Below are 22,601 nucleotides of genomic sequence, written 5' to 3' on the forward strand. Positions count from 1 at the left end.
CGGGGCGCCTAAGATCAAAAGCAGATCAAGAGCAAGATCAAGAGCGACTCGCTTCGCATCGTGGTTACCGGTGGCTGCAGCGAACTGCACAGCTGTATAGATACCTATGGCCTTCGCAGGCAAGCCAGCTCCCACAGTTTTGAACGTGTTTCAGCCTTTCAGGATCGCCGCATAGCCTTCCCGGTAGGTCGGGTATGTCGGCACCCAGCCCAACGCCTTGATACGCGCATTACTGCATTGTTTGCTGCCAGCACGGCGCACACTGGCGTCCTCGGCCCACTCAGTCACACCCAAGTACTCGCGCAACCAGGCCACCACCTCGGCCAGCGGTGCCGGCGCATCGTCAACGCCGATATAGACCTTGTCCAGCGAGCCGCCCTTTTCCACATGCCGCAGCAAAAAGGCGAGCAGGCCCGCGGCGTCATCGGCGTGGATACGGTTGCCATACAACGGCGGATCAACCGCTACGCGGTAGCCTTGACGCACCTGGGTCAGCAGCCATTCACGGCCAGGGCCGTAGATGCCGGTCAAGCGCACGATGGTGGATGGAATACCGCTATTGAGCGCCACTTGCTCAGCTTCCAGCATCACCTGCCCGGAATAGCCCTTCGCTTGCGTCTCGGACGTTTCGTCGACCCACTCGCCGTTCTGCTGCCCATACACACTGCTGCTGGAAACAAACAGCAAATGCTTGGGCGTCTGGCCGTAGTCTTCCAGCCACTCCAACACATGCAGCAACCCTTGCACGTAGGCGGCGCGATAGCCGGCTTCGTCGTGGTCAGTGGCAGCGGCGCAGTACACCAAGTAATCCACCCCGCCGATGGGCCAGGTATCAGGGCAGTCCTTTTTGAACAGGTCGCCGGCGATGCCGATCACCCCGTCGGGCAGGCGTGAAATATCGCGGCGCAGGCCGTGGACCTCCCATTCCGAGGCCAGCAATTGGCTAGCCAGCCGACTACCCACATCACCGCAACCGGCAATCACAACAGAAGGCGCAGACATTACAAAACTCCATTCTTAAAGGCGCAGATTAGCCGCCAGAGATGACCAACGGCCAGAAAAAGCACAAATAAAGTTACTGTATTACTTCTGTTAACAAGAATTACTTGCAATAATGACCGCCCATTTGTCCTCGACCCTTTGGGTCTGGAAGGACGATCACCCATTTTTTTCTCAGGTCCGGCCAGCATGACACGTCATACAACCCCCGCTTCGCCAACCAAGCTTCACAGTCCCTCCCGCGCCTGGCGTGCGATTGCTGCGATGCTGTTCAGCGTACTGCTGGCACCGACCGCCGCATTCGCTGACGCCACCGCTCCCGCCGCTCCAGCAGCCGCCGAGCAAAATGCCGCGACCCCGGCAGCGCCTGCCGTCGCGCCAGTGGCCACCGACCCGGCCCAGGCCGCCGGCGCTGCCGCACCTGCCGACGAAACCGGCGTGGTGCTGGAAGAAGACAACACCCTGGGCATGGCCCACGACTTGTCGCCATGGGGCATGTACCAGAATGCTGACGTGGTGGTGAAAGCCGTCATGATCGGCTTGGCCATTGCCTCGATCATTACCTGGACCATCTGGATTGCCAAAGGCTTCGAGCTGTTGGGCGCCAAGCGTCGTCTGCGTGCTGAAATCGTCCACCTGAAAAAAGCCACCACCCTCAAGGAAGCGAGCGAAACCGCGACCAAGAAGGGCACCCTGGCCAACCTGCTGGTGCACGACGCGCTGGAAGAAATGCGCCTGTCGGCCAACACCCGCGAAAAAGAAGGCATCAAGGAACGCGTCAGCTTCCGCCTGGAGCGCCTGGTTGCCGCCTGTGGCCGTAACATGAGCAGCGGCACCGGCGTACTCGCCACCATCGGTTCCACCGCGCCCTTCGTCGGCCTGTTCGGTACCGTGTGGGGCATCATGAACAGCTTCATCGGCATCGCCAAAACCCAGACCACCAACCTCGCCGTCGTTGCCCCCGGCATCGCCGAAGCCTTGCTGGCGACCGCCCTGGGCCTGGTTGCCGCGATTCCTGCGGTGGTCATCTACAACGTCTTCGCCCGTTCGATTGCCGGCTACAAGGCCCAGGTGTCGGATGCATCGGCAGAAGTCCTGTTGCTGGTCAGCCGTGACCTCGATCACCTGCCTACCGAGCGCAGCTCGCAACCGCACATGGTGAAAGTGGGGTAATCGGCCATGGGCCTGCATTTGAATCAAGGCGACGACGAACTCGTCGAGAACCACGAAATCAACGTCACGCCGTTTATCGACGTGATGCTGGTGCTGCTGATCATCTTCATGGTGGCCGCACCGCTGGCGACCGTGGACATCAAAGTGGACCTGCCTGCGTCCAGCGCCAAGCCGGCGCCGCGGCCAGAGAAACCGATCTTCCTCAGCGTCAAGGCGGACCAACGCCTGTTCCTGGGCGAAGAAGAAGTCAAGGCTGAGACCCTGGGGCCGGTGCTGGATGCCAAGACCCAAGGCAAGAAAGACACGACGATCTTCTTCCAGGCCGACAAAGGCGTGGACTACGGTGACCTGATGAGCGTGATGGATGCCCTGCGGGCAGCCGGCTACCTCAAGGTAGGCCTGGTCGGACTTGAGACGGCAGCCAAGAAATGATCACGACGCGCCACAAACTGACGCGTTATGGCACCAGCCTCGCCGTCGTGCTGGGCGTGCATGCCGTCGCGATCATCATCGCGCTCCAATGGTCCGCGCCGCAGGCGATCCAGCTGCCGCCCGCCGCTATGGTCATCGACCTGGCGCCGCTGCCAGCGCCACCGCCGCCTCCAGCACCGCCCAAGGTCGTTGCGCCGCCGCCGCCACCGGTCGAAGAGCTGCCCCTGCCAAAGCTGGCCGAGGCGCCCAAGCCAACGATCCAGGTGCCCAAGCCGGTCAAGCCCAAGCCTAAGCCACAACCGCCAAAGCCGGTGGAGAAGAAGCCCGAGCCGCCCAAGGAGAAACCTTCCGAGGAGCCACCGAGCGAAACGCCGCCGAGCAACGCACCTGCGCAGAAGTCCGCACAACCTACGCCGGGCCCATCGGCACAGCAGCTGGCCGCCCAGGCTTCCTGGCAAAGCACGTTGCTGGCGCATCTGCAGAAGTACAAGAAGTACCCGCCTGGCGCCCAACGCAGTGGCAAGGAAGGTATGAACCGCTTGCGCTTCGTGGTCGATGGCGAAGGCAATGTGCTGTCCTACGAGCTGGAAGGCCGCTCCGGCAACGCCGACCTGGACCGTGCGACCCTTGAGATGATCCGCAAGGCTCAGCCGTTGCCCAAGCCGCCGGCCGACCTGTTGAAAAACGGCAGCGTCGAACTGGTCGCACCGTTTGTTTACAACATCGACAAGCGTCGCCGCTGACAGAGCACTGTGGGAGGGACTTGCTCCCTCCCGCATTCGCTTTATTACCTCAGCAAAATTCCGACATTCCCCACTCAATCCACAGCAAAGTTCTGATAACGTGCGTCTATCGATTGCAGCCGGTATGCTTGGCCCGCAACCTCATGGACGCCCGCTATGACTCTTACAGAATTACGCTACATCGTGACCCTCGCCCAAGAACAGCACTTCGGCCATGCAGCCGAACGTTGCCACGTCAGCCAGCCGACGCTGTCGGTGGGTGTGAAAAAGCTTGAAGACGAACTCGGTGTGCTGATTTTCGAGCGCAGCAAGAGCGCCGTGCGCCTCACCCCGGTGGGCGAAGGCATCGTTGCCCAGGCCCAGAAGGTCCTGGAACAGGCGCAAAGCATTCGCGAACTGGCCCAGGCCGGCAAGAACCAGCTGACCGCACCGCTCAAGGTTGGCGCGATCTACACAGTCGGCCCCTACCTGTTCCCGCACCTGATTCCGCAACTGCACCGCGTCGCGCCGCAGATGCCGCTGTATATCGAAGAAAACTTCACCCACGTGCTGCGCGATAAACTGCGCAACGGCGAGCTGGACGCGATCATCATCGCCCTGCCCTTCAACGAGGCGGACGTGCTGACCCTGCCGCTCTACGACGAGCCGTTCTACGTGCTGATGCCGGCCTCCCACCCGTGGACCAAGAAGGACACCATCGACGCCGGCCTGCTCAATGACAAGAGCCTGCTGCTGCTCGGTGAAGGCCACTGCTTCCGCGACCAGGTGCTGGAAGCCTGCCCGACCCTGACCAAGGGCAACGACGGCGCCAAGCACACCACGGTGGAATCCAGCTCCCTGGAAACCATTCGCCATATGGTCGCGTCCGGCCTGGGCATCTCGATCCTGCCGCTGTCTGCGGTAGACAGCCATCACTACGCCCAGGGCGTGATCGAAGTGCGCCCACTCACGCCGCCGGTGCCGTTCCGTACCGTGGCGATTGCCTGGCGCGCCAGCTTCCCGCGCCCCAAAGCGATTGAGATCCTCGCGGACTCGATCCGTCTGTGTTCGGTGGCCAAGCCGCCCGTTGCGAGCTAAGCCACGGTATGACTGAGCTGTCGCAGGTGTCAGTGACGGCACTCAAGGGTGTCGGGGAGGCCATGGCCGAGAAGCTGGCCAAGGTCGGCCTGGAGAACCTTCAGGACGTGCTGTTCCACCTGCCCCTGCGCTACCAGGACCGCACCCGCGTGGTGCCTATCGGCCATTTGCGCCCCGGGCAGGACGCAGTGATCGAAGGCACCGTCAGCGGCGCCGACGTGGTGATGGGCAAGCGCCGCAGCCTGGTGGTGCGTCTGCAGGATGGTACCGGTGGCTTGAGCCTGCGCTTCTACCACTTCAGCAACGCACAGAAGGAAGGCCTCAAGCGTGGCACCCGCGTGCGCTGTTACGGCGAGGCACGCCCAGGCGCCTCTGGCCTGGAAATCTACCACCCGGAATACCGCGCCATTACCGGCGATGAGCCGCCACCGGTGGACACCACGCTCACGCCGATCTACCCGCTGACCGAGGGCCTGACCCAGCAACGTCTGCGCCAGTTGTGCATGCAGACCCTGACCATGCTCGGCCCGCAAAGCCTGCCCGATTGGCTGCCCCTGGAGCTGGCCCGCGACTATCAATTGGCGCCCCTGGCCGATGCGATTCGGTATTTGCATCACCCGCCCGCCGATGCCGATGTGGACGAACTCGCCCTCGGCCATCATTGGGCCCAGCATCGACTGGCCTTTGAAGAACTGCTCACGCATCAGCTGTCCCAGCAACGCCTGCGCGAAAGCATGCGTTCCCTGCGCGCCCCGGCGATGCCCAAGGCCACGCGGCTGCCTGCGCAATACCTGGCCAACCTCGGCTTTGCACCCACCGGCGCGCAACAGCGCGTGGGCAATGAAATCGCCTACGACCTCAGCCAGCAAGAGCCGATGCTGCGGCTCATCCAGGGTGACGTAGGCGCCGGCAAGACCGTGGTGGCCGCCCTCGCCGCCCTGCAAGCCCTGGAAGCTGGCTATCAGGTGGCGCTGATGGCACCCACGGAAATCCTCGCCGAACAACACTTCATCACCTTCAAGCGCTGGCTCGAACCCCTGGGTCTGGAAGTGGCGTGGCTGGCTGGCAAGCTCAAAGGCAAGAACCGCGTGGCCGCCCTGGAACAGATCGCCGCCGGCGCACCGATGGTGGTGGGCACCCATGCGCTGTTCCAGGACGAAGTGCAGTTCAAGAACCTTGCGCTGGTGATCATCGACGAACAGCACCGCTTTGGCGTGCAACAGCGCCTGGCCCTGCGCCAGAAAGGCGTGGGCGGGCGCATGAACCCGCACCAGTTGATCATGACCGCCACGCCGATCCCACGCACCCTGGCCATGAGTGCCTACGCCGACCTCGACACCTCGATCCTCGACGAACTGCCGCCAGGGCGAACGCCGGTCAACACCGTGCTGGTCACCGACACGCGGCGGGTCGAAGTGATCGAGCGCGTGCGCGGTGCCTGCGCCGAAGGCCGCCAGGCGTACTGGGTGTGCACACTGATCGAAGAGTCCGAAGAGCTGACCTGCCAGGCCGCCGAAACCACCTACGAAGACCTCACCAGCGCCTTGGGTGAGCTCAAGGTCGGGTTGATCCATGGCCGTATGAAGCCGGCGGAAAAAGCCGCGGTGATGGCCGAGTTCAAGGCCGGCAACCTGCAATTACTGGTGGCCACCACCGTAATTGAAGTGGGCGTGGACGTCCCCAACGCCAGCCTGATGATCATCGAAAACCCCGAGCGCCTGGGCCTGGCGCAACTGCACCAGCTGCGCGGGCGGGTTGGCCGGGGCAGCGCCGCCAGCCACTGCGTGCTGCTCTATCACCCACCGCTGTCGCAGATCGGTCGCCAGCGCCTGGGCATCATGCGCGAAACCAACGACGGTTTTGTCATCGCCGAAAAAGACCTGGAACTGCGCGGCCCAGGTGAAATGCTCGGCACGCGCCAGACCGGCCTGCTGCAATTCAAGGTTGCCGACCTGATGCGCGATGCCGACCTGCTGCCCGCCGTACGCGATGCTGCGCAAGCCTTGCTTGAGCGTTGGCCCGATCACGTCAGCCCCTTGCTCAACCGCTGGCTGCGCCACGGCCAGCAATACGGCCAAGTCTGACCCGCACCCTGTAGGAGCGAGCTTGCTCGCGAAGAACGCCAACGATAACGCGGACATTCTGGGTAATCGCGCCGTCAGGAAGCTCTTCGCGAGCAAGCTCGCTCCTACAGCGGGATCGGCGCACAGCCAACCTCGTCACAAAGAACACTTATCCGACCAACACCCGTATCAAGCTGGTTATACTCCAATGAATGTAAGAAATTGGATCAGGCCATGTCAGAAGTTGCCCTCGCCACAGCCCCACTGACCGCCCCGCCGGTCATTCGGGCGCTGCTCGCAAAGCTCGCCATCCCCTACACGGAAGTCATGGAACAGCCTGGCCTGAACCCTGCCCGAAAGGTCCAGGCGGTGTTGCTTGAGGATGCGGTTGGCGCGCTCATGGTGCTGTTCCCCCAAAGCCAGTTGCTGGACCTCAACCGCCTCGCCGAACTCACCGGTCGCCGCCTCACGGCCGTGGCCCCCGAGCGTGTCGAGCGCATGTTGGGCAAGCATGACCTGAGCCTGCTGCCAGGCTTGCCGCCCCTGACCAGTTCGCCGTGCCTGTACGAAGGCCGCTTGCTCAATGAGACCAGCCTGCTGGTGCATTCGGGCGAAGCCGGGCTGTTGCTGGAAATTCCCACCGACGCCTTCAAGAGCCTGCTCACCAAGGCCAGCGCCGCGCAGTTTGGCGAACCCTTGAGCAACATCCGCCCGAACCTCGACCGCCCTAATGATGACCGCGAGGAAATCACCCAGGCGATGCAAGCGTTCACTGCGCGCCGTATCCAGCAACGCCTGGAAGCGACCATCGAGATTCCGCCGCTGGCCGACACTGCGCAGAAGATCATCAAGCTGCGTGTCGACCCCAACGCCACCATCGACGACATCACTGGCGTGGTGGAAACCGACCCAGCCCTTGCCGCCCAGGTCGTCAGCTGGGCCGCGTCGCCCTACTACGCCTCGCCGGGCAAGATCCGCTCAGTGGAAGACGCCATCGTGCGCGTGTTGGGCTTTGATCTTGTGATCAACCTAGCGCTGGGCCTGGCCTTGGGCAAAACCCTGAGCCTGCCCAAGGACCGCCCGCACCTGTCCACGCCGTACTGGCACCAGTCGATCTACACCGCCGCCGTCATCGAGGGCCTGACCCGCGCCATGCCCCGTGCCCAGCGCCCGGAAGCTGGCCTGACCTACCTGGCAGGTTTGCTGCACAACTTCGGCTACCTGCTGCTGGCCCACGTGTTTCCGCCGCACTTCTCGCTGATCTGCCGGCACCTGGAGGTCAACCCGCACCTGTGCCACAGCTACGTCGAGCAACACTTGCTGGGCATCAGCCGCGAACAGATCGGCGCCTGGCTGATGCGCTACTGGGACATGCCGGACGAACTGTGCACCGCCCTGCGCTTCCAGCACGACCCCACGTATGACGGGCAATACGCCGAATACCCGAACCTGGTGTGCCTGGCGGTGCGCCTGTTGCGCAGCCGGGGGATTGGCTCCGGGCCGGATGAATCCATTCCGGACGCGTTGCTGGAGCGCCTGGGCCTGAGCCGCGAGAAGGCCGAAGATGTGGTGGGTAAAGTGCTGGATGCCGAAGTGCTGTTGCGCGAATTGGCTTCGCAGTTCAGCCAGGGGTAAATCTGGCGCCTGTGACACCGCTATCGCAGGCAAGCCAGCTCCCACAATTGACCGTATTTCCAAGTTGGAACGCGGTCACTGTGGGAGCTGGCTTGCCTGCGATGAATCCAACTCGGTCTACCTGCCCCCCCCCTCAATGTAGGAGCGAGCTTGCTCGCGAAAAACCTGAGAACACCGCAGGGCGCCAGGCACCCCGCGTCATCGTTGACGTTTTTCGCGAGCAAGCTCGCTCCTACAGGTGTTACTTCTTTTTCTTCGGCTTCAAATACTTGGTCAACCCCTGGAACCAGATCACCAGTGCCGGGTTGCCCTTGATCTGGATCGACTTGTCCTGAATCCCCGTCATGAACGCCAGTTGCTTGTTCTTCGCCTGCATCGTGGCGAAGCCGTAGGCGGCATCCTTGAAGGCAATCGCGAAAGCCGGCGCCGGGTGGACACCTGAGCGGCTGGTGATGCGCTGGTCTTTGACGATGAAGTGACGGGCAACCTTGCCGTCGAGGGTCTGCAGCTGGAAGGCCAGGTCTTTGTCACCCAGTTGCTGCTGGAAGGCGGGGTTGGTGCGGCTGGCTTTGCCCATCATCAGGCCAAGCACCCACAAGAGAAGACGAAATTTCATGCACACGGCCTCGGTGTATTTATTGGAGTGGCCGCAGCAGTGTAACGATTTGCAAAAAGAACGCCACCGATCTCGCGCTTTAGGCGCAGATCGGTTGGCGTTTAACGCTTATAGCAACAAGTACTTAAACGTTAGGGCAAGGCACTGGCGCCCAGTCGGCCAGGTTTGGATTGCGGCAGGTTGCTTCGATCTGGGTTTTGCCCGCAGTGGCGACCCGCTTGCTTTCAGCTTGCTTGGCCTGCACGGTCTGGATGCTGCGCTCGGTGGTTACCGCTTCTTTTGGCACTGTTGGCAGCACTGGCTTCTTGGCAGGCTTGACGGCTTTTTTACCCTTGGCCGGAGCGACCACTGGCGTGGTATCGGCGGTGGCCACGGTCACCACATCGCTGCGCTGTACGCCGACCTGTTGCAGATCTTTCTCGTACGCCTGGGTGTAGTTGTTCAGGTCTTCGCTGGCTTTACCGTTGACCGTCACGATCAGGTCATTGGATTCCTTCAGGCCCGCGACGATTTCCGCCAGGCGCTTGCGGCCTTCGGTGTCGTTGACGGTCTTGGCCTTGCGATCAGCCACCAGCTTGGTGAATGCGCTCTGATAGCACTGCTGCGAGGCCTTGGCATAGGCGGTGCTGCGGTCGATGTCCGAGGCGCTTTTGTTGAAGTCGGTGGAGTAGGACGCGATGCGCTGGTTGTCATCGGTGATCTGCTTCTGACGCTCGGTGTAGTAACCCGCCGCGCCGCCAGCCAGGGCGCCGCCTGCGGCACCGATTGCGGCATTGCGGCCACGGCTGTCCTTGTCGCCGGTGAGGGCGCCCAGCAGGGCACCGCCGGCCGCGCCGAGGGCTGCACCGGTGACGACCGACTTGGTCATGTCCGAATCGGTGGCGCGCAGGTGCTGCACCGGCTCGTAGCAGTTGGGGTAGTACTCGACCTTGGTGCTCGACGCTACCTTGGATGCAGGCGACGTAGCGCAACCAGTCAACACGGTGCTGAAACCAGCTGCGATCAGCAGCAGGTGACGCTTGGAAACCGCCTTACGGGAAAAAAGCATAGATGTGATCTCTGTTAAGTTTGACTTGCCCAGCACGGCCCACCGCCGCCTGAGTCCCTTCCAAGCTCGCTAGACAGCCAACGATCAAGACCGCTGACCGCTCGCTGCGAGCAATTCCTTCAAGATCGTTGCCGGGTCGGCCCGCTGTTGCTTGCGGTAGTTGCCGACATGGCGAACGAACAGTGTCGCGCGCGTCACCAGGCTCTTGCCGAGCACTGGCTTGCGATCCAACTCTTCCTTGACCCGTTGAAACTGCGCCTGGATCACCGCATCGGTGTAGCGCGTGCCGGTGGCCAGGTTGTCGATGTAAATCGCCACCGCGCCGTCCAACGCGCTGCGCCCATTGGTGATGGCCATATCGAACAGCTGCGTGCTGGCCTCGTCCTTGCTGTCCACCGCCTGCTGGCGACTTTTCTGCAGGTTGGCCAGGCGGATGTTGTAGTTGCTGATGGTCTCGGCCACCAACGCCGCCGACTGGATCAGGTTGCCCGCCGCCTCTTCACGCTGTTGAGCGATCAGCGACACATTGCGCTTGAGCTCTTCGTTGACCAGGCCCAACTCGGCTTGCAGCTTGGGATCGACACTGGCGGCGATGATGCTGTCCAGGCGCTTGGTCGGGTCCTGGGCGTCGTCGATGGCGTCGGTCAGGGAGGCCAGGCGGCCTTCCTTCTGCCACTGGGCGAACAGTTCCTTGTAACGCGAGCGCGGCGCCGACAACGCGCCAATCGCCACGCGAAAACCGGTGGTCTCGTTGCTTTGCTCGGTGCCATCAGCGGCAAACAGCGGATATTCGCGGCGCATGCCGGTGAACAACGTGCCCTCGCCTTCCAGGTAATTGCCGCCCTTGACCACAAAACCGCCGTAGGTGCCCTGGCGGCGGCCGGCGTGGACCAACTGGAAGGATTCCTGGACCATTTCCGCAGCATTGCCGATCACGTCGAACATGCCGATGGGGTTAGGCAATTTGGTGCCGATGGGCATCAACCGCGCCGCCTGGCCGGTGCCGCCGGCCACCTGGTTGAACACCGCGTAATCGGCCAGCGGGCCATCGCTTTCACTGCCCTCGGCGCGCCGTGGATACAGGCGGCCTTCGAGGTCCTGGCGGCTCACCGCCTGGCCACCGCGTGCGGCGTACTCCCACTCCACTTCGGTGGGCAGGCGCACAAAGCCCAGGCCGCCGTCTTCGGCCGACGCACCGCGCCCGCTCACAGGCAGCAGTTCGCGGTGGTATTTCATCAGCCAGGCGCTGTACACCGCCGAAAAACGCTCGGCTTCAAAGCGCGACAATTTCACCTTGGGCAAACGCCCGGCCATGCCAGTGGGTGCGTCACACGCCGGCGCCGGTTCACCGCTGGCCAGGGATTGCGCCTGGGCCATCACCTGGGCGTATTGGCGGGCGGTCACTTCGTACTTGCCGATGAAGTACAGCATCGGCTTGAGCGGAGTTTTTGCGTCGGTCTTCGGCATCTGCGGCGCGATGACCTTGCTCCAGTCTTTGGGCAAGTCCTTGAGGGTGAACTGGCCGTTGATGAAGTCGCGGCGGTAGCCGGAAATAAACGACTGCTGATAACCCGCCTCGCCTTCGGCAAAGGGGTAGCCCAGGTTGATTTCACGGTCATCCAGGGTGCCCTGGGCCAGAATGTAGGCGTAGCGGAATACCATGTTGCCTTCGCAGGGCAGCGGCAGGCTCACGTCGTCCGGCAACGGCTTGGGGTTGTCGAGCTTGTCACTTGCCTCATCGGCCCCGGCCAGCGAGGCCAGGCTCAGCGCCACGCAGGCGCCCAGTAATTTATACATCTCTGATTCCTTCAGAAGCCTGGATACGTGCCACCCGCCAACCACCACAGGCGGCCGCCACGGCACTGACGCCGAGCACCGCCACCAGGGCCAGGCCGTAATGGCGCGCCAACAGGTGGCTGGCGTACTCGCCCGGCACCTGCACAAAAAGCTTGTTCAACGCCGCCTCGGCCAGGCCATACAGCCCAACGCTGAGCACAGCGGCAAAACCCGCGCTGTAGAGCGCTTGCAGCAGCACAAACAGCAACAACGCGGCGGTGGAAAACCCCAGCAGGCGCAACACCGAGAGTTCCCGATGCTTGCGCGCCACCGCCGCCAGGGTGCCCGCGAAGATCGCCGCAAACGCCCCGGCCAACGCCAGCCCGGCGATGATCCAGAACACAATCGACAGGTTGCGGCTCAACGATTGCACTTGAGCGATGGTGTGCGCCTGGGTTGAAACCAACAGGTTCTGCCCGGCGAAATACACCCGCAACGGTTCCACATCACTGAGGCTGCGCGCATACAGGCGAAACGCCGGGTAGATACGCTGTTCGCTCACGCTCGCCGCGTCACCGGCCCAACTCAATGCCGGCACGGCACGGCCATCGCGGTAATCTTCTGCCGCTTCCAGCAGCGCCAGATCGGCAAACAGGCCCTCGCGAGCGAAGGCTTCCAGCGGCAACACCGCCAGCACCTGCAACCGCGTGCGCTGGGCCTCGACGCGCCCCGCCACTTGCCGCGCAAAGCGGGTTTCCAGCCAGTCACCGGGCCTTGCCGCGAGCTTTTCGGCGGCGGTATGGCTGAGCACGATCTGGTCCAGGCCGTGGGGCAGCGGCAAGCCTGCCAACAACGGGTCGCCTGCGGCAGTCGGCAGCATTTCCAGGGTCAAGGTGCCCACCTGCGCCGTGGCCGCAATCTGCCGTGTGCGCGGCACAGCAAAGGCCACATCGCTGCGCTCACCCAGTTGCGCGATAAACGCCGCACTGAATCGACCACCGCCCAACGGGATGATTTCACGGCTGGCGGGGTCGGTCTCCAAGCGTTCGGTCAAACTGCTAACCAGTCCAAATTTCAGCCCGAATAACACCAGCAATGGCGCGATAACCGCCACCAATGCCAACACCGAACAGGCCGACAGCCACCCATCGTTGCGGTAGTCCTGCCAGGCGAGCGAGGCAACCAGGCCGATGCGCATCAGCACGCCTCCCCGAGGGTTGCGGTGACGCCGCCGTCTGGGTCGCGCTGGCAACGGATTCGCCGCACCTGCAAGCCACTGGCGCGGGCCAGCGGTTCATCATGGGTGGCGATCACACAGGCCGCACGGTGTTCGCGGGCCTGGGCCAGCAACGCCTGCATCACGCGCTCGGCGTTGAGCGGGTCCAGGGACGCCGTCGGCTCATCAGCCAGCACCAGTTGCGGCCCATGGGCCAGGGCCCGCGCGCAGCTGACCCGCTGGCGTTGGCCCACCGACAACGCCGCCGGGCGCTTGGCCAACTGATCGCTGATCTGCAACTGCTCAGCCAGGCGCGCCACGCGGCCGTCGTCCTGCAAGCCCAGCAGTTGGCGCGACAGCGCGATATTGCCGCGCACATCCAGAAACCCCAGCAAGCCTCCGGTCTGCGGCACATAGCCCAGGTGCTGACTGCGCAACGCGGCGAGCGCCGATTGCCGGTCAGCACGCCACAGCGCGCCGATGTCCTGTTGGTTGAACGCAAACTGCCCCACCTGATCCGGCGCCAACACCAGCGCCAGCACGTCCAGCAAAGTGCTCTTGCCGCAACCACTGGGGCCGACAATCGCCAGTTGTTCACCCGCACCCAGCTGCAATGCCGGGATCACCAGGCTGTAGCGCTGGCTACCGACGCCCCGGCTCTTGTGCACCGCGCTCAGGTTCAGCATTACGGCAGCGTCGACAGTGGCACGCGGTACAACGCATCGCCCGGTTCGGCATCACCGAACCGGACCCAGTTGGCCACGTCGTTATGGAAGGTTTCATACAGGCGGATTTTCGAATCCAGCTCGTCGATAAAGTCTTCCTGCTCGGCCACGCTCAACGACAACCACAGGTCCTGGGTCATGTTCAGCGACTTGCTGCGGTACGGCAGGCCCTCCAGGTATTCACCGAGCAGGCCGCCGTCAGCCAGGTTGCCGCCCTTGCGCAGGGCCTGCGGGTCACGGCTCATATAGGCCGAGGCGCTGGCGATTTCCTGGAAGAAATCCTTGGGCGAGCTTTGGGTTTTGCGCGCCGCATCCACGATCAACTTCAGCGATTGCTGCAGATCGTTGAGTTGCAGCTTGGTCAGCATCACGCACACCTGGAACGCTGGCAGCGCCGGGTTGGTCAGGTCACGATCAGCGGTCCAGGCGCTGACCAGTTGCGGCGCCTGGCTCGCGGTTTTGCGCCCGAGAAAGTCCATGTGCATGGCATAGCCGACGGCGGCTGACTTGTCCGCCAGACTCGGCGCGGCACTGAGCAACGGCACGGGCTGCGGCGTGTTGCTGCGCACCTGATGCACCAGGTTGGCGAACACCGTGCCGATCTCATCGACACGCTCACCCAGCTTGCGCACATCGCCCCCTGGCACTGGCGTGTACAGGTCGCCGATCTGCGGGTTGGCGTCGGCGGTGAGGACGCGATACTGGCTCTCGGCGCCGGCATGGGTTTTCTTGCCGGCGTCGGTGCGCAGGTGCAGCGCGTAGATTTTGATCTGCTTGCCCAGCGCCGCCTGGCGCACTTCGGCTTCGTTCATCTGGGTGGCGGCGAACGGGTCGTTCTTGCGCAGCGCGCCGGCATCGGAGACCAGCAGGATGATGCGCCCGCCGTAGCCGGACCAATCCATGCCGTCCACCGCCTGCATCACCCCGGCAAACGCATCTTCGTTGAACGAGTGGCTGGACACCGTCGACGCTTTGACCTGGCGCGCCATATCCAGAAAGCGTTGCGGATCGCGGCCTTGGTCGAGGGTAATGAGGGTCTTGGCGACATACTCAAGGCCCGGGGTTTTCTGGATGCTGCTGCGAAAGCCGACCATGCCGAAGCTGACGCTGTCCAGTTCGCCACGCTCGGCAATGCGGGTTTGCAGCTCGTGCACCACGTCGCGAATCTGGTCAATGTAGGGCTGCATCGACACAGTGGTGTCCACCACCAGCACCACCGCCGTGCGGAACGCATCGGCATGGGCGCTGAGCGTCGGGCTGGCAGGTTTGGCAGCGGCGCTGCTGCCTGGGTCGATGGAGGCCACGTTGAGCAACTGCACCGGCTGGCCGTTGTCGTCGAAGCTTTCTTTGGAGTCGAAAATCGGCAACAGGTAGAACTGGTTTTGCGGCACCGCGCTGGCGGTGGGTTCCAGGGCCAGGACTTGCTGGTTGTTCTCACGGTTGCTCTGCGCCTTGGCCAACACGCTTTTCGCAGCGGCAGGGTCGGCCAGCAGTTTTTCCACCTCTGCGGGCTGGCGCAGGAACATTACGGGCGCCCGCCCCGAGCGCTCGGTGAACTTGAGCACCAGGCTTTGTTTCCAGTCGCTGACCTGGGAGGCTGGCAGCCAACCGTCGCTGCGACCATCGGTGGCGGCGCCGACGCGTACCCACGGGCTGCCGTCGACGTCTTTGCGCTGGTACACGTAGAGCACGGAAAACGCCGGCAGCGCTTTACCCGGCGAGCTCCCTGCGTCCGCTGAAAGCTGGGCGCCGGGTTTGCTGAGTACGCGCTGGAACAAGGTTTTCTTGCCTGCCATCAGCAACGGGCGTTGACCGCCATCCACTTCAGCGACAGCCACCGGTGGCGTCACCTTGGGCACCACGGCGGCTGGCGGCTGGGCCGGTTCATCGCCGTCGCTCAACCACCAGTAGCTGGCGCCACCAATGGCCAACGCGACGGCGACCGCCACGGCGGCCAAGGCCAATACCGGCCCACGGCGCTGCTCGGACGGGGCATTGTGCTGCGTCGGCGTGACCACCGGTTGACGCACTATTGGCTGCGGCTGCGGTTTATCCGTCGGAATGTCGATGGTGACAGGGGTCATGCCCGCCAGATCAAAACTCAATGGAATCGGCAGCGGCCGCACCAGCGTGGCATCCGAATCATCAGCCGGCAGTTGATCCAGCGCCAACAACAACGCTGCCGCATCCGGATAACGGTCCGCTGGGTCCTTGGCCAGCAACTTGCGCAGCACGCCCTGATAGCGCCCATGGTGCACCGGCAATTCCGGCAAGGGTTCGGTCAGGTGCGCCAGCGCCGTGGAAAGCGCATCGGTGCCGTTATAAGGCAGCTTGCCGACGAGGATTTCATACAGCACCACGCCCAGCGCGTAGAGGTCGGCGCGGCCATCGATCTCCTGGCCCCGCGCCTGCTCCGGGCTCATGTAGCTCGGCGTGCCCACGGCAAACCCGGCCTGGGTGAATTGGGTGCGATCGTCCAGCGACTTGGCAATCCCGAAGTCCGACAGCACGGCCGTGCCATCGGCACGAAACAGAATGTTCGCCGGCTTGACGTCGCGGTGCACCAGCCCTTGGGCATGGGCATAGCCCAGGGCCGAGGCAATCTGGCGGATCAGCGTCACGCCCTGCTCCGGGGTCAGCCCGGCGGCAATGCGCTCCTTGAGCGTGCCGTTGGGCAGGTATTCCATGGCCATGTAATACAGCTCACCGACGTTGCCGATGTCATGGATGGTCACCGTGTGCGGGTGCGACAAGCGCGCCAGGGTCTTGCCCTCGCGCAGGAAGCGTTCGCAGAAACTCGGGTCGGCTGCCAGCGCCGCCGCCATCACCTTCAGCGCCACCTTGCGCTCCAACGAGCGCTGGGTCGCCAGGTACACGCTGGCCATGGCGCCTTCGCCAATCTCGCCTTCGATGTCATAACCCGGGATGACGATGTTCATGACGAGACCTTCACGACGAGGGTGGTGATGTTGTCGGGTGCGCCGCGATTGAGCCCCAGGTGCACCAGGCTGCGCACGATTTCATCCGGCGCGTCATGGCTGAGCACGTCGCGGATTTCGTGGTCTTCGACGGTTTTGTTGAGGCCATCGCTGCACAGCAAATAGCTGTCGCCGGGCGCGATCAACAGGTCCACTGAAGCGACATCCAACTGGGCCTCCACGCCGATGGCACGGGTGACGATATTGGAGCGCGGGTGGGTGCGGGCGTCGGCTTCGCTGAGCAGGCCGCTGTCTTGCAGGTCTTGCACGTAGCTGTGGTCGCGGGAAATGCTCTCCAGCACGCCGTCGCGCAGGCGGTACAGGCGGCTGTCGCCGGCCCACAGGCACACCCCGCGCAAACCGCGCGCGGCAAATACCACCACGGTGCTGCCCATCATGGTCACGCCACGGTTGGCGGTTTCTTCGCGCACAGCCGCGTTGATGCGCAGCAGGTCGTTGCGCAGCGCCGCCGAGTATTCGTCCAGGGAACGGCCCAGCGGCACATGGCGCAGGCTGTCGACGATCAAGCTGCTGACATAGTCCCCCGCCGCGTGCCCGCCCATGCCATCGGCCACCACCCACAGGCGGTTTTCCGGCAGGTCCAGAAAGGCATCTTCGTTGACTTGGCGAACCATGCCCACATGGCTTTTGCTCGCGGATTCGTACGTCACGCCCATCTACACCACACCTTCTTGTCCGAGCAAAAACTGCGCAAAATCGCTGGCGGCAGGCAAGCCCTGGCACCGTAATAAACCGGGAGAGATACGCTGCGAACCTCGCCCCCACCACAGGCTTGCGCCCTCGCACGCCTGTTCGGCCAGCGCGGTCATACGCTGGTGCGGCACGGTGGCTGCCACCCTTTGCAGGCCGGCGAAACGGCTGTCCACCGCTCGCGGTTCGCTGGCCGGCACACCCAGCTCGTCGAGCCCGGCATTGAAGCCTTCGAAGGTCGCGCCACTGTCCAGGGTGCTGAGCAACAAGGTTTCAGCCTGCTCGAACCAGGCGTCCGAACCGCCCACCAGCGACGCCGGGTTGGTGTCGTGATCCAGCAAGGTCACCACCGCCAGCGGAAAGTACCGCCCGACCCGGTCAATGCTCGGCATCACCACGCCCGCCGCCGCATCCGGCCCGCACACGCCCGGCGCCAGCACAAAGCGCCACAGCGGGCTGACCAGGTACGCATTCAGCCAGTCAGCGCCGAGGCTGTTCTGGCTGGCGAGCAAACCCGCCGCCAGCCAGCTGTCCCACGGGCCGATAAAACTCTGGGGCAAGGCGCGGCTGACAAAGTCGCCGCGGCTGGCCAACTTGCCGTAAAAACCCAGAGTCGTCATAGCCGCTCCGGCAGGCTGAAGCCGCTGAGCACGCGGCTCTTGAACGGGTTGAAGGCACTGTTGGCGCGCAACTCGTAGGCGATGCTCGCGCCATCGACCCGCAGGCGCAGGTTGAAACGGTCCGGCGAGTTGCCTGCGGTGAGGTCCGACTGCTCCAGCAGGCGGAACCAGGCCCACGGGCCGTCCAGGGTGATGCCGGAGCGACCACTGGCCGCCGGCGGCATGATGGAGATACGCACCACGCCAATGCTGCCGGGGTTCGGCCATTGCATCGCCACCGGGCGGCTCGGGCCGTGGTCGTAGCTCAATTGCTGGCCGTCCAGGTCGAGCAGGAATTGGGTGATGGTGGGGTCCATCGACACCGGCTTGAGCTCGAAACGCACGATGGGCTGGGTGCCACCGGAGCGGAAGAACGCGTCCCGAATCGTCGCCGCACGCTGGAAGGTTTGCAGCACGCCAGGGGCAATCCCCAACTTCTGCGCCGCCCCAGGTTGCCAGCGCCAGGTCTGTGCCGACGTGTCCACATAGGGTTGCAGGTATTTGCGGAAGTAGTTGTCCATCACCCCGCCCACGCCGAAGAACTGGCCGAAGTCATCCAGGGTGGCGTCCCGCGCACTGCCCGGCGACATCGGGTAACGCCCGGCCAATGACTGGCGATACACGTTGACCACTTCACTGACCCAGGCGGCGTTCAGCTGATTACGCACCCCGCCCATCATGCTGTTGGTGGTGGAATTGACCACCGACTTGACCATGCCCTGCACCAGCGGCGGCTGGCGCTCGGCGTTCAGGCTGACCCGCGTGGCCGCAGCCGCCGCCTGGTTCTTGGCCTCGCCGAGCAAGGCATCGCCGCTGGCACCGACCATGGCGCTGACCTGCACATACAGTGCATTCATGTCTGACAGCAGGCCGTCGATGGCTGCCGGTTCGCCTTCGTTTTTACTCACGATGCTGTTGAGTTCGGCAAAGTGCGCAGTCACTGGATCATCCGCCGGCGCCGGGGCATTCGCCGTCGGTTGCACCTCGCCCAGCAAGCTGCCGAGGCGCTCCTTGAGCTTGTCCACGCCGCCTTCCACCGGCACGCCTTTGGCGGCCAATTGGCGCTCTTCGGCTTGCAGGTCGGTTTCCCTGGCGACCGCCATCAGTAGTTTTTTCAGCGGCGAAGTCGGCCCGGAAATCACCCGCAGCACATCGGCGGCCTGGGCCACGCTGGTGATCGGCACAAAGTCGATGTCAGCGAGCAACGCGTCCCACTGGCGCTGGTAATCCTGGAAGTACAAGCGGCGCACGTCAGCGGCCAGGCTCACCACGTTCTGCTGATCGGCCTGTTCATGGCCCAGCACCCATTGCTCTTCGGCCAGGGTGCCGGTCTGGTTCAGGCTGCTGAGCAAGAACGCCTGGCGATAGCCCTTGGCGGTGAAGAAGCCACTCAACGGTTCGCCCAACGGCTTGCCGCTCTTGCGGCTGAACACCAGCGCGGCATCGCGACCGGCGGCCTCGTTGAGGCGAAAGTCCGGAATACCTTCGGGCAGTTTCTGGCGCTTGACCCGGTCGTACACGCGCTGGGCCACCGGCAGTTGCTGCAACTGCCGACGCAGGTCGTCGATCAGGCGCGGGTCCAGGCGTGCGCTCGGCGGGTGGCGTTCGAACAGCGCCTGCAAGTGCCCGGCCAGGGCCTGGCGCTGGTCGGCCGGCAGGTCGCGGGGCAGGTTGCGGTCCCAGTCCAGAGCGATCCAGGCCTTGATGAAGTCCGGGTCGTAATGCTCGGTGTCGGCGAGCATCAGGTAAGCCTTGAGGCCCTCGTAGAGAAAGTCCGAGTTGCCGCCGCCGTGCAGTTGCTCTTCGATGCGCGTCACCAGGCGTGGCGCGAACACGGCGATCAACAGTTTGCGGTACACGCTGGCGGACTCGGCTTCGAGCATATCGCCCTGGTACAGCCCCAGCCCTTCGGACCAGCTCGGCGAATCCCCCGCCAGGTTCTTCACGGCGTTGAGCAACGGCAGCACGGCGAGCACTTCCCGCTGTGCCGGGCTCAGGTTCTGGACGGTCTGGCCCAGGGGCGCGACCTTTTGATCGACCTGGGCGATATACGCCTGGTTGGCGCGATAGCTCACCCACCACAGGCTGCTGACCACCACCACCAGCGCGACGGTGGCCGCCAAAACGCCACGGGCGATCCACTTGCGGCGCCGCTCGACTTTCGGGTTCACCCCCACCAGGCCGCGCTCTGCAAAGGCCACGGCGGTGAAGAGTTTTTCGATGAAGTAACTGCGCCCGGTGCCGCTCTGGCGCGCCAGGTGCTGGCGGTCCAGGTTCATGCTCTGGGCCATGGCACCGATCAGGCGGTCAATCGGGCTGCCTTCCTGGGTGCCGCTGGTGAAGTACACGCCACGCAGCAACACGCGTTCTTCAAAGGCATTGGGTTTGAACACGCCTTCGAGGAAGCTTTGCAGGCAATCTTTCAACGCGCCGAACTGCTGCGGGAAGCCGTAGATCAGGTCGCGCCGTGCCGGGTCGCGTTCCTGTTGCAAGCGCTCGACCAGGCGTTCGTTGAGGCGCTGCTCCAGGCCGGCGAATTCGCTTTGCAGGTGCGCCAGCGGGCTGTCGCTGTTTTTGCCGTCGTCCAGGGCAAAGGTCATGCCCCACACCTGGGCGCGCTCTTCCTTGCTCAGGTTGTCGAAGAACTCCATGAAGCCTGGCACCAGGTCGAGCTTGGTGAGCATCAGGTAGATGGGGAAACGCACGCCCAGCTGCGTATACAGCTCCTGGATGCGCAAGCGAATCGCGGCGGCATGGGCAGCGCGCTCGGCGTCGGTGCCCAGCAGCAGATCCGAGAGGCTGATGGCGATAAACGCACCGTCGATAGGCCGGCGCGCACGCTGCTTTTTCAGCAGGTCGAGAAAGCCCAGCCAGGCGGCTTTATCCACCGTGGAGTTGCTGTCCTGTGTGGTATAGCGGCCCGCGGTGTCGAGCAATACGGCCTGGTCGGTAAACCACCAGTCGCAGTTGCGCGTGCCCCCCACGCCGCGCACCGCACCGGCGCCCAATTGCGCCGCCAGCGGGAAATGCAGCCCGGAATTGACCAGCGCGGTGGTCTTGCCCGAACCCGGTGGGCCGATGATCACGTACCACGGCAACTCATAGAGGTTGCGGCGCTCATCGCCGCCCAGCTTGGCTTTTTTCAGCAGCGCCAAGGCTTCGTCCATGCGCTGGCGCAGGGTGGACAGCTCTTCGGCGGTCGCGACGCTGTTGGGGTCGACCGGGGTTTCTGCGGCCAGGCTGCGCATCACTTCGGCGGCTTGGCGACGGGCCTGGATGATGCGGAACACGCGGTAGGCCACCCACAGCGCAAATACCAGCACGATCAGCGCCCAACGGCGCCCTTCGGGCACCAGCACGTCCAGCAGCGGGCCAACAAACCAGATGATCAGGCTCAGGGCAATCAGGCCCAGCACGGGGATCACCCAGCGAATCATGAAACTGAAAAACGCCTTCACTCGACGCCCTCCGCCAATACGGTGATTTCAACCCGACGATTGCGGGCACGGCCTTCGGCAGTACTGTTTGTGGCCAACGGCTCGGTGTCGCTGCGGCCTTCGGCACTGAAGCGCTCGGCCTGGCCGGTCTTGGCCGCCAGAATTTCCAGCACCGACTTGGCCCGGGCTTCGGACAACGCCCAGTTGGACGGGAAGCGCAACGTGGCAATCGGGCGATTGTCGCTGTGCCCGGTGACACGCACCTGGCCCTTGACCTTGCGGATGGCGTCAGCGATGCGCAGCATCAGCGGCTGGTAGTCATCGACGATGCTGGAGCTGGCCGAGGCGAACAGCTCATCGCCACGGATGGTCACGACAGAGCGGTCAACCTTGTCTTCCACCGCCACGCGGCCGGCCTTGATGTCGTCGGCCAGGAACCCAGCCAGGCGCGGGCGTTCGATCACTTTGGGCTGAGCCACCGGACGGTCGATGGCCTGCACCGGGATCTCGCCCAGGGCATGGATGTTCTTGAACACCGGCTCGGCGTCCGAGGCCAGCTTCAGGCGCAGACCGAACAGCAACGCCAACAGCAGCGCCAAGCCAATCGCCACGGCGATCCACGGCGGCATGAATTGCGCCAGGCGATCACGGGCCACGGTCACACCGCGCCAGTGCGGTGACAGCTCACGCTCGTGTTCGCCACGGGCGCTGCGAATCGCCGCGGCGGTGCGCTCGCGCAAGGCTTCCAACTGGCTACGCCCGTCAGTCATCACGCGGTAACGCCCTTCAAAACCCAGGCACATGCACAGGTACAACAGCTCCAGCAGGTACAGACGCTCCCGTGGGCTTTGCAGGCAGTGGTCAAGCAACTGGAAAACCTTTTCGCCACCCCAGGCTTCGTTGTGCACGGTGATCAGCAGGCTCTGTTTACCCCAATCGCTGGTGCTGCCCCACGGCGTGCTCAGCACCGCTTCATCCAAGGCGGTGCACAGCGCGTAACGGGCCAACAGCACTTCATTGCGTGCCACACCGGCGGCTTCGGCGCGTTCTTCGAACTGGCGCAGGTACGCCAGCAACTGCGCACGCAGGCTGGCCGGCGCGGGGTGGGCGATGGTGTTGCGCAGTCGCGTCAACAACGCCAGCAACGGGCCGGCGGCGCTTTCCAGCGGGTTGAGGCCCTGGCTCTTGCCGGTGAGGATCGGCGCAGCCGGCATTGACAGCGGCGCAGGTTCGGCACGCGAGGGTGCAGGCTCTCGGCCACCCGGGCGCGGCATGAACTGGGTGCGGTCATCATCATTGGGATGCATCGCCAA

17 protein-coding genes are annotated in these 22,601 nt (G+C 63.9%); 6 read left to right on the plus strand and 11 right to left on the minus strand.

The features are described 5' to 3' along the window. Positions 1-150 precede the first annotated feature (150 nt). Positions 151-1,002 carry an SDR family oxidoreductase gene (locus tag A7K61_RS17140; RefSeq protein WP_047712078.1) on the minus strand — a complete coding sequence of 284 codons (852 nt, stop codon included), beginning with the start codon at positions 1,000-1,002 and terminating at the stop codon, positions 151-153. 186 nt (positions 1,003-1,188) lie between these two features. On the opposite strand from A7K61_RS17140, the gene exbB reads away from it, so the two are divergent. From exbB to A7K61_RS17170, 6 genes are all read left to right on the plus strand, one after another. Then, positions 1,189-2,172, plus strand: coding sequence for a tonB-system energizer ExbB (gene exbB, locus A7K61_RS17145; protein WP_032894531.1), 984 nt, complete (start codon positions 1,189-1,191; stop codon positions 2,170-2,172). Positions 2,173-2,178: 6 nt separating this feature from the next. Continuing rightward, positions 2,179-2,604 (plus strand): TonB system transport protein ExbD, encoded by a 426-nt coding sequence (gene exbD, locus A7K61_RS17150; RefSeq protein WP_003195519.1) that lies wholly within the window; start codon positions 2,179-2,181, stop codon positions 2,602-2,604. Then, complete coding sequence (locus A7K61_RS17155) at positions 2,601-3,347, plus strand: energy transducer TonB (RefSeq protein WP_003195521.1); 747 nt, start codon at positions 2,601-2,603, stop codon at positions 3,345-3,347. Before exbD ends, A7K61_RS17155 begins: the two co-directional genes overlap by 4 nt. Positions 3,348-3,503: 156 nt before the next feature. Continuing rightward, positions 3,504-4,424: a hydrogen peroxide-inducible genes activator gene (locus A7K61_RS17160; RefSeq protein ID WP_003195523.1), complete on the plus strand. Its 921-nt coding sequence runs from the start codon at positions 3,504-3,506 to the stop codon at positions 4,422-4,424. 8 nt (positions 4,425-4,432) lie between these two features. Beyond that, positions 4,433-6,508 carry an ATP-dependent DNA helicase RecG gene (gene recG, locus A7K61_RS17165; RefSeq protein ID WP_003195525.1) on the plus strand — a complete coding sequence of 692 codons (2,076 nt, stop codon included), beginning with the start codon at positions 4,433-4,435 and terminating at the stop codon, positions 6,506-6,508. Between the two features lie 213 nt (positions 6,509-6,721). Then, on the plus strand, positions 6,722-8,122 hold the full coding sequence (locus tag A7K61_RS17170) for an aminoacyl-tRNA deacylase and HDOD domain-containing protein (protein ID WP_069558002.1): 1,401 nt from the start codon (positions 6,722-6,724) through the stop codon (positions 8,120-8,122). A 241-nt stretch (positions 8,123-8,363) separates the two neighbouring features. Here A7K61_RS17170 and A7K61_RS17175 read toward each other — a convergent pair whose 3' ends face one another. The 10 genes from A7K61_RS17175 to A7K61_RS17220 all read right to left on the minus strand — a co-directional run bounded on the left by A7K61_RS17175 (position 8,364) and on the right by A7K61_RS17220 (position 22,595). Further along, positions 8,364-8,738 (minus strand): hypothetical protein, encoded by a 375-nt coding sequence (locus tag A7K61_RS17175; RefSeq protein ID WP_003195530.1) that lies wholly within the window; start codon positions 8,736-8,738, stop codon positions 8,364-8,366. A gap of 124 nt (positions 8,739-8,862) precedes the next feature. Then, complete coding sequence (gene tagQ, locus A7K61_RS17180; protein WP_069558003.1) at positions 8,863-9,786, minus strand: type VI secretion system-associated lipoprotein TagQ; 924 nt, start codon at positions 9,784-9,786, stop codon at positions 8,863-8,865. Between the two features lie 84 nt (positions 9,787-9,870). Beyond that, a complete protein-coding gene (locus A7K61_RS17185; protein WP_069558004.1) occupies positions 9,871-11,583 on the minus strand; it encodes an SUMF1/EgtB/PvdO family nonheme iron enzyme in 1,713 nt (570 codons plus the stop codon). Beyond that, positions 11,576-12,760: an FtsX-like permease family protein gene (locus A7K61_RS17190; RefSeq protein WP_069558005.1), complete on the minus strand. Its 1,185-nt coding sequence runs from the start codon at positions 12,758-12,760 to the stop codon at positions 11,576-11,578. The genes A7K61_RS17185 and A7K61_RS17190 overlap by 8 nt, the downstream gene beginning before the upstream one ends. Then, the gene (locus A7K61_RS17195) at positions 12,760-13,464 is read right to left on the minus strand and encodes an ABC transporter ATP-binding protein (RefSeq protein ID WP_044269903.1); all 705 of its coding nucleotides are present in this window, start codon (positions 13,462-13,464) and stop codon (positions 12,760-12,762) included. The genes A7K61_RS17190 and A7K61_RS17195 overlap by 1 nt, the downstream gene beginning before the upstream one ends. Further along, the gene (locus tag A7K61_RS17200; RefSeq protein ID WP_069558006.1) at positions 13,464-16,442 is read right to left on the minus strand and encodes a serine/threonine-protein kinase; all 2,979 of its coding nucleotides are present in this window, start codon (positions 16,440-16,442) and stop codon (positions 13,464-13,466) included. Before A7K61_RS17200 ends, A7K61_RS17195 begins: the two co-directional genes overlap by 1 nt. Beyond that, entirely contained in the window at positions 16,439-17,158 is a 720-nt protein-coding gene (locus A7K61_RS17205) for a PP2C family serine/threonine-protein phosphatase (RefSeq protein WP_034129104.1), read from the minus strand. Before A7K61_RS17205 ends, A7K61_RS17200 begins: the two co-directional genes overlap by 4 nt. Continuing rightward, positions 17,159-17,812: a type VI secretion system-associated protein TagF gene (tagF, locus tag A7K61_RS17210; protein WP_047712083.1), complete on the minus strand. Its 654-nt coding sequence runs from the start codon at positions 17,810-17,812 to the stop codon at positions 17,159-17,161. After that, positions 17,809-21,309 (minus strand): type VI secretion system membrane subunit TssM, encoded by a 3,501-nt coding sequence (gene tssM, locus A7K61_RS17215; RefSeq protein WP_069558007.1) that lies wholly within the window; start codon positions 21,307-21,309, stop codon positions 17,809-17,811. The genes tagF and tssM overlap by 4 nt, the downstream gene beginning before the upstream one ends. Next, positions 21,306-22,595 (minus strand): DotU family type VI secretion system protein, encoded by a 1,290-nt coding sequence (locus A7K61_RS17220; protein ID WP_003195548.1) that lies wholly within the window; start codon positions 22,593-22,595, stop codon positions 21,306-21,308. The genes tssM and A7K61_RS17220 overlap by 4 nt, the downstream gene beginning before the upstream one ends. Positions 22,596-22,601: the final 6 nt, after the last annotated feature.

It is taken from the genome of Pseudomonas sp. AP42, assembly GCF_001728935.1.
Classification (GTDB): Bacteria; Pseudomonadota; Gammaproteobacteria; order Pseudomonadales; family Pseudomonadaceae; genus Aquipseudomonas; species Aquipseudomonas lactis.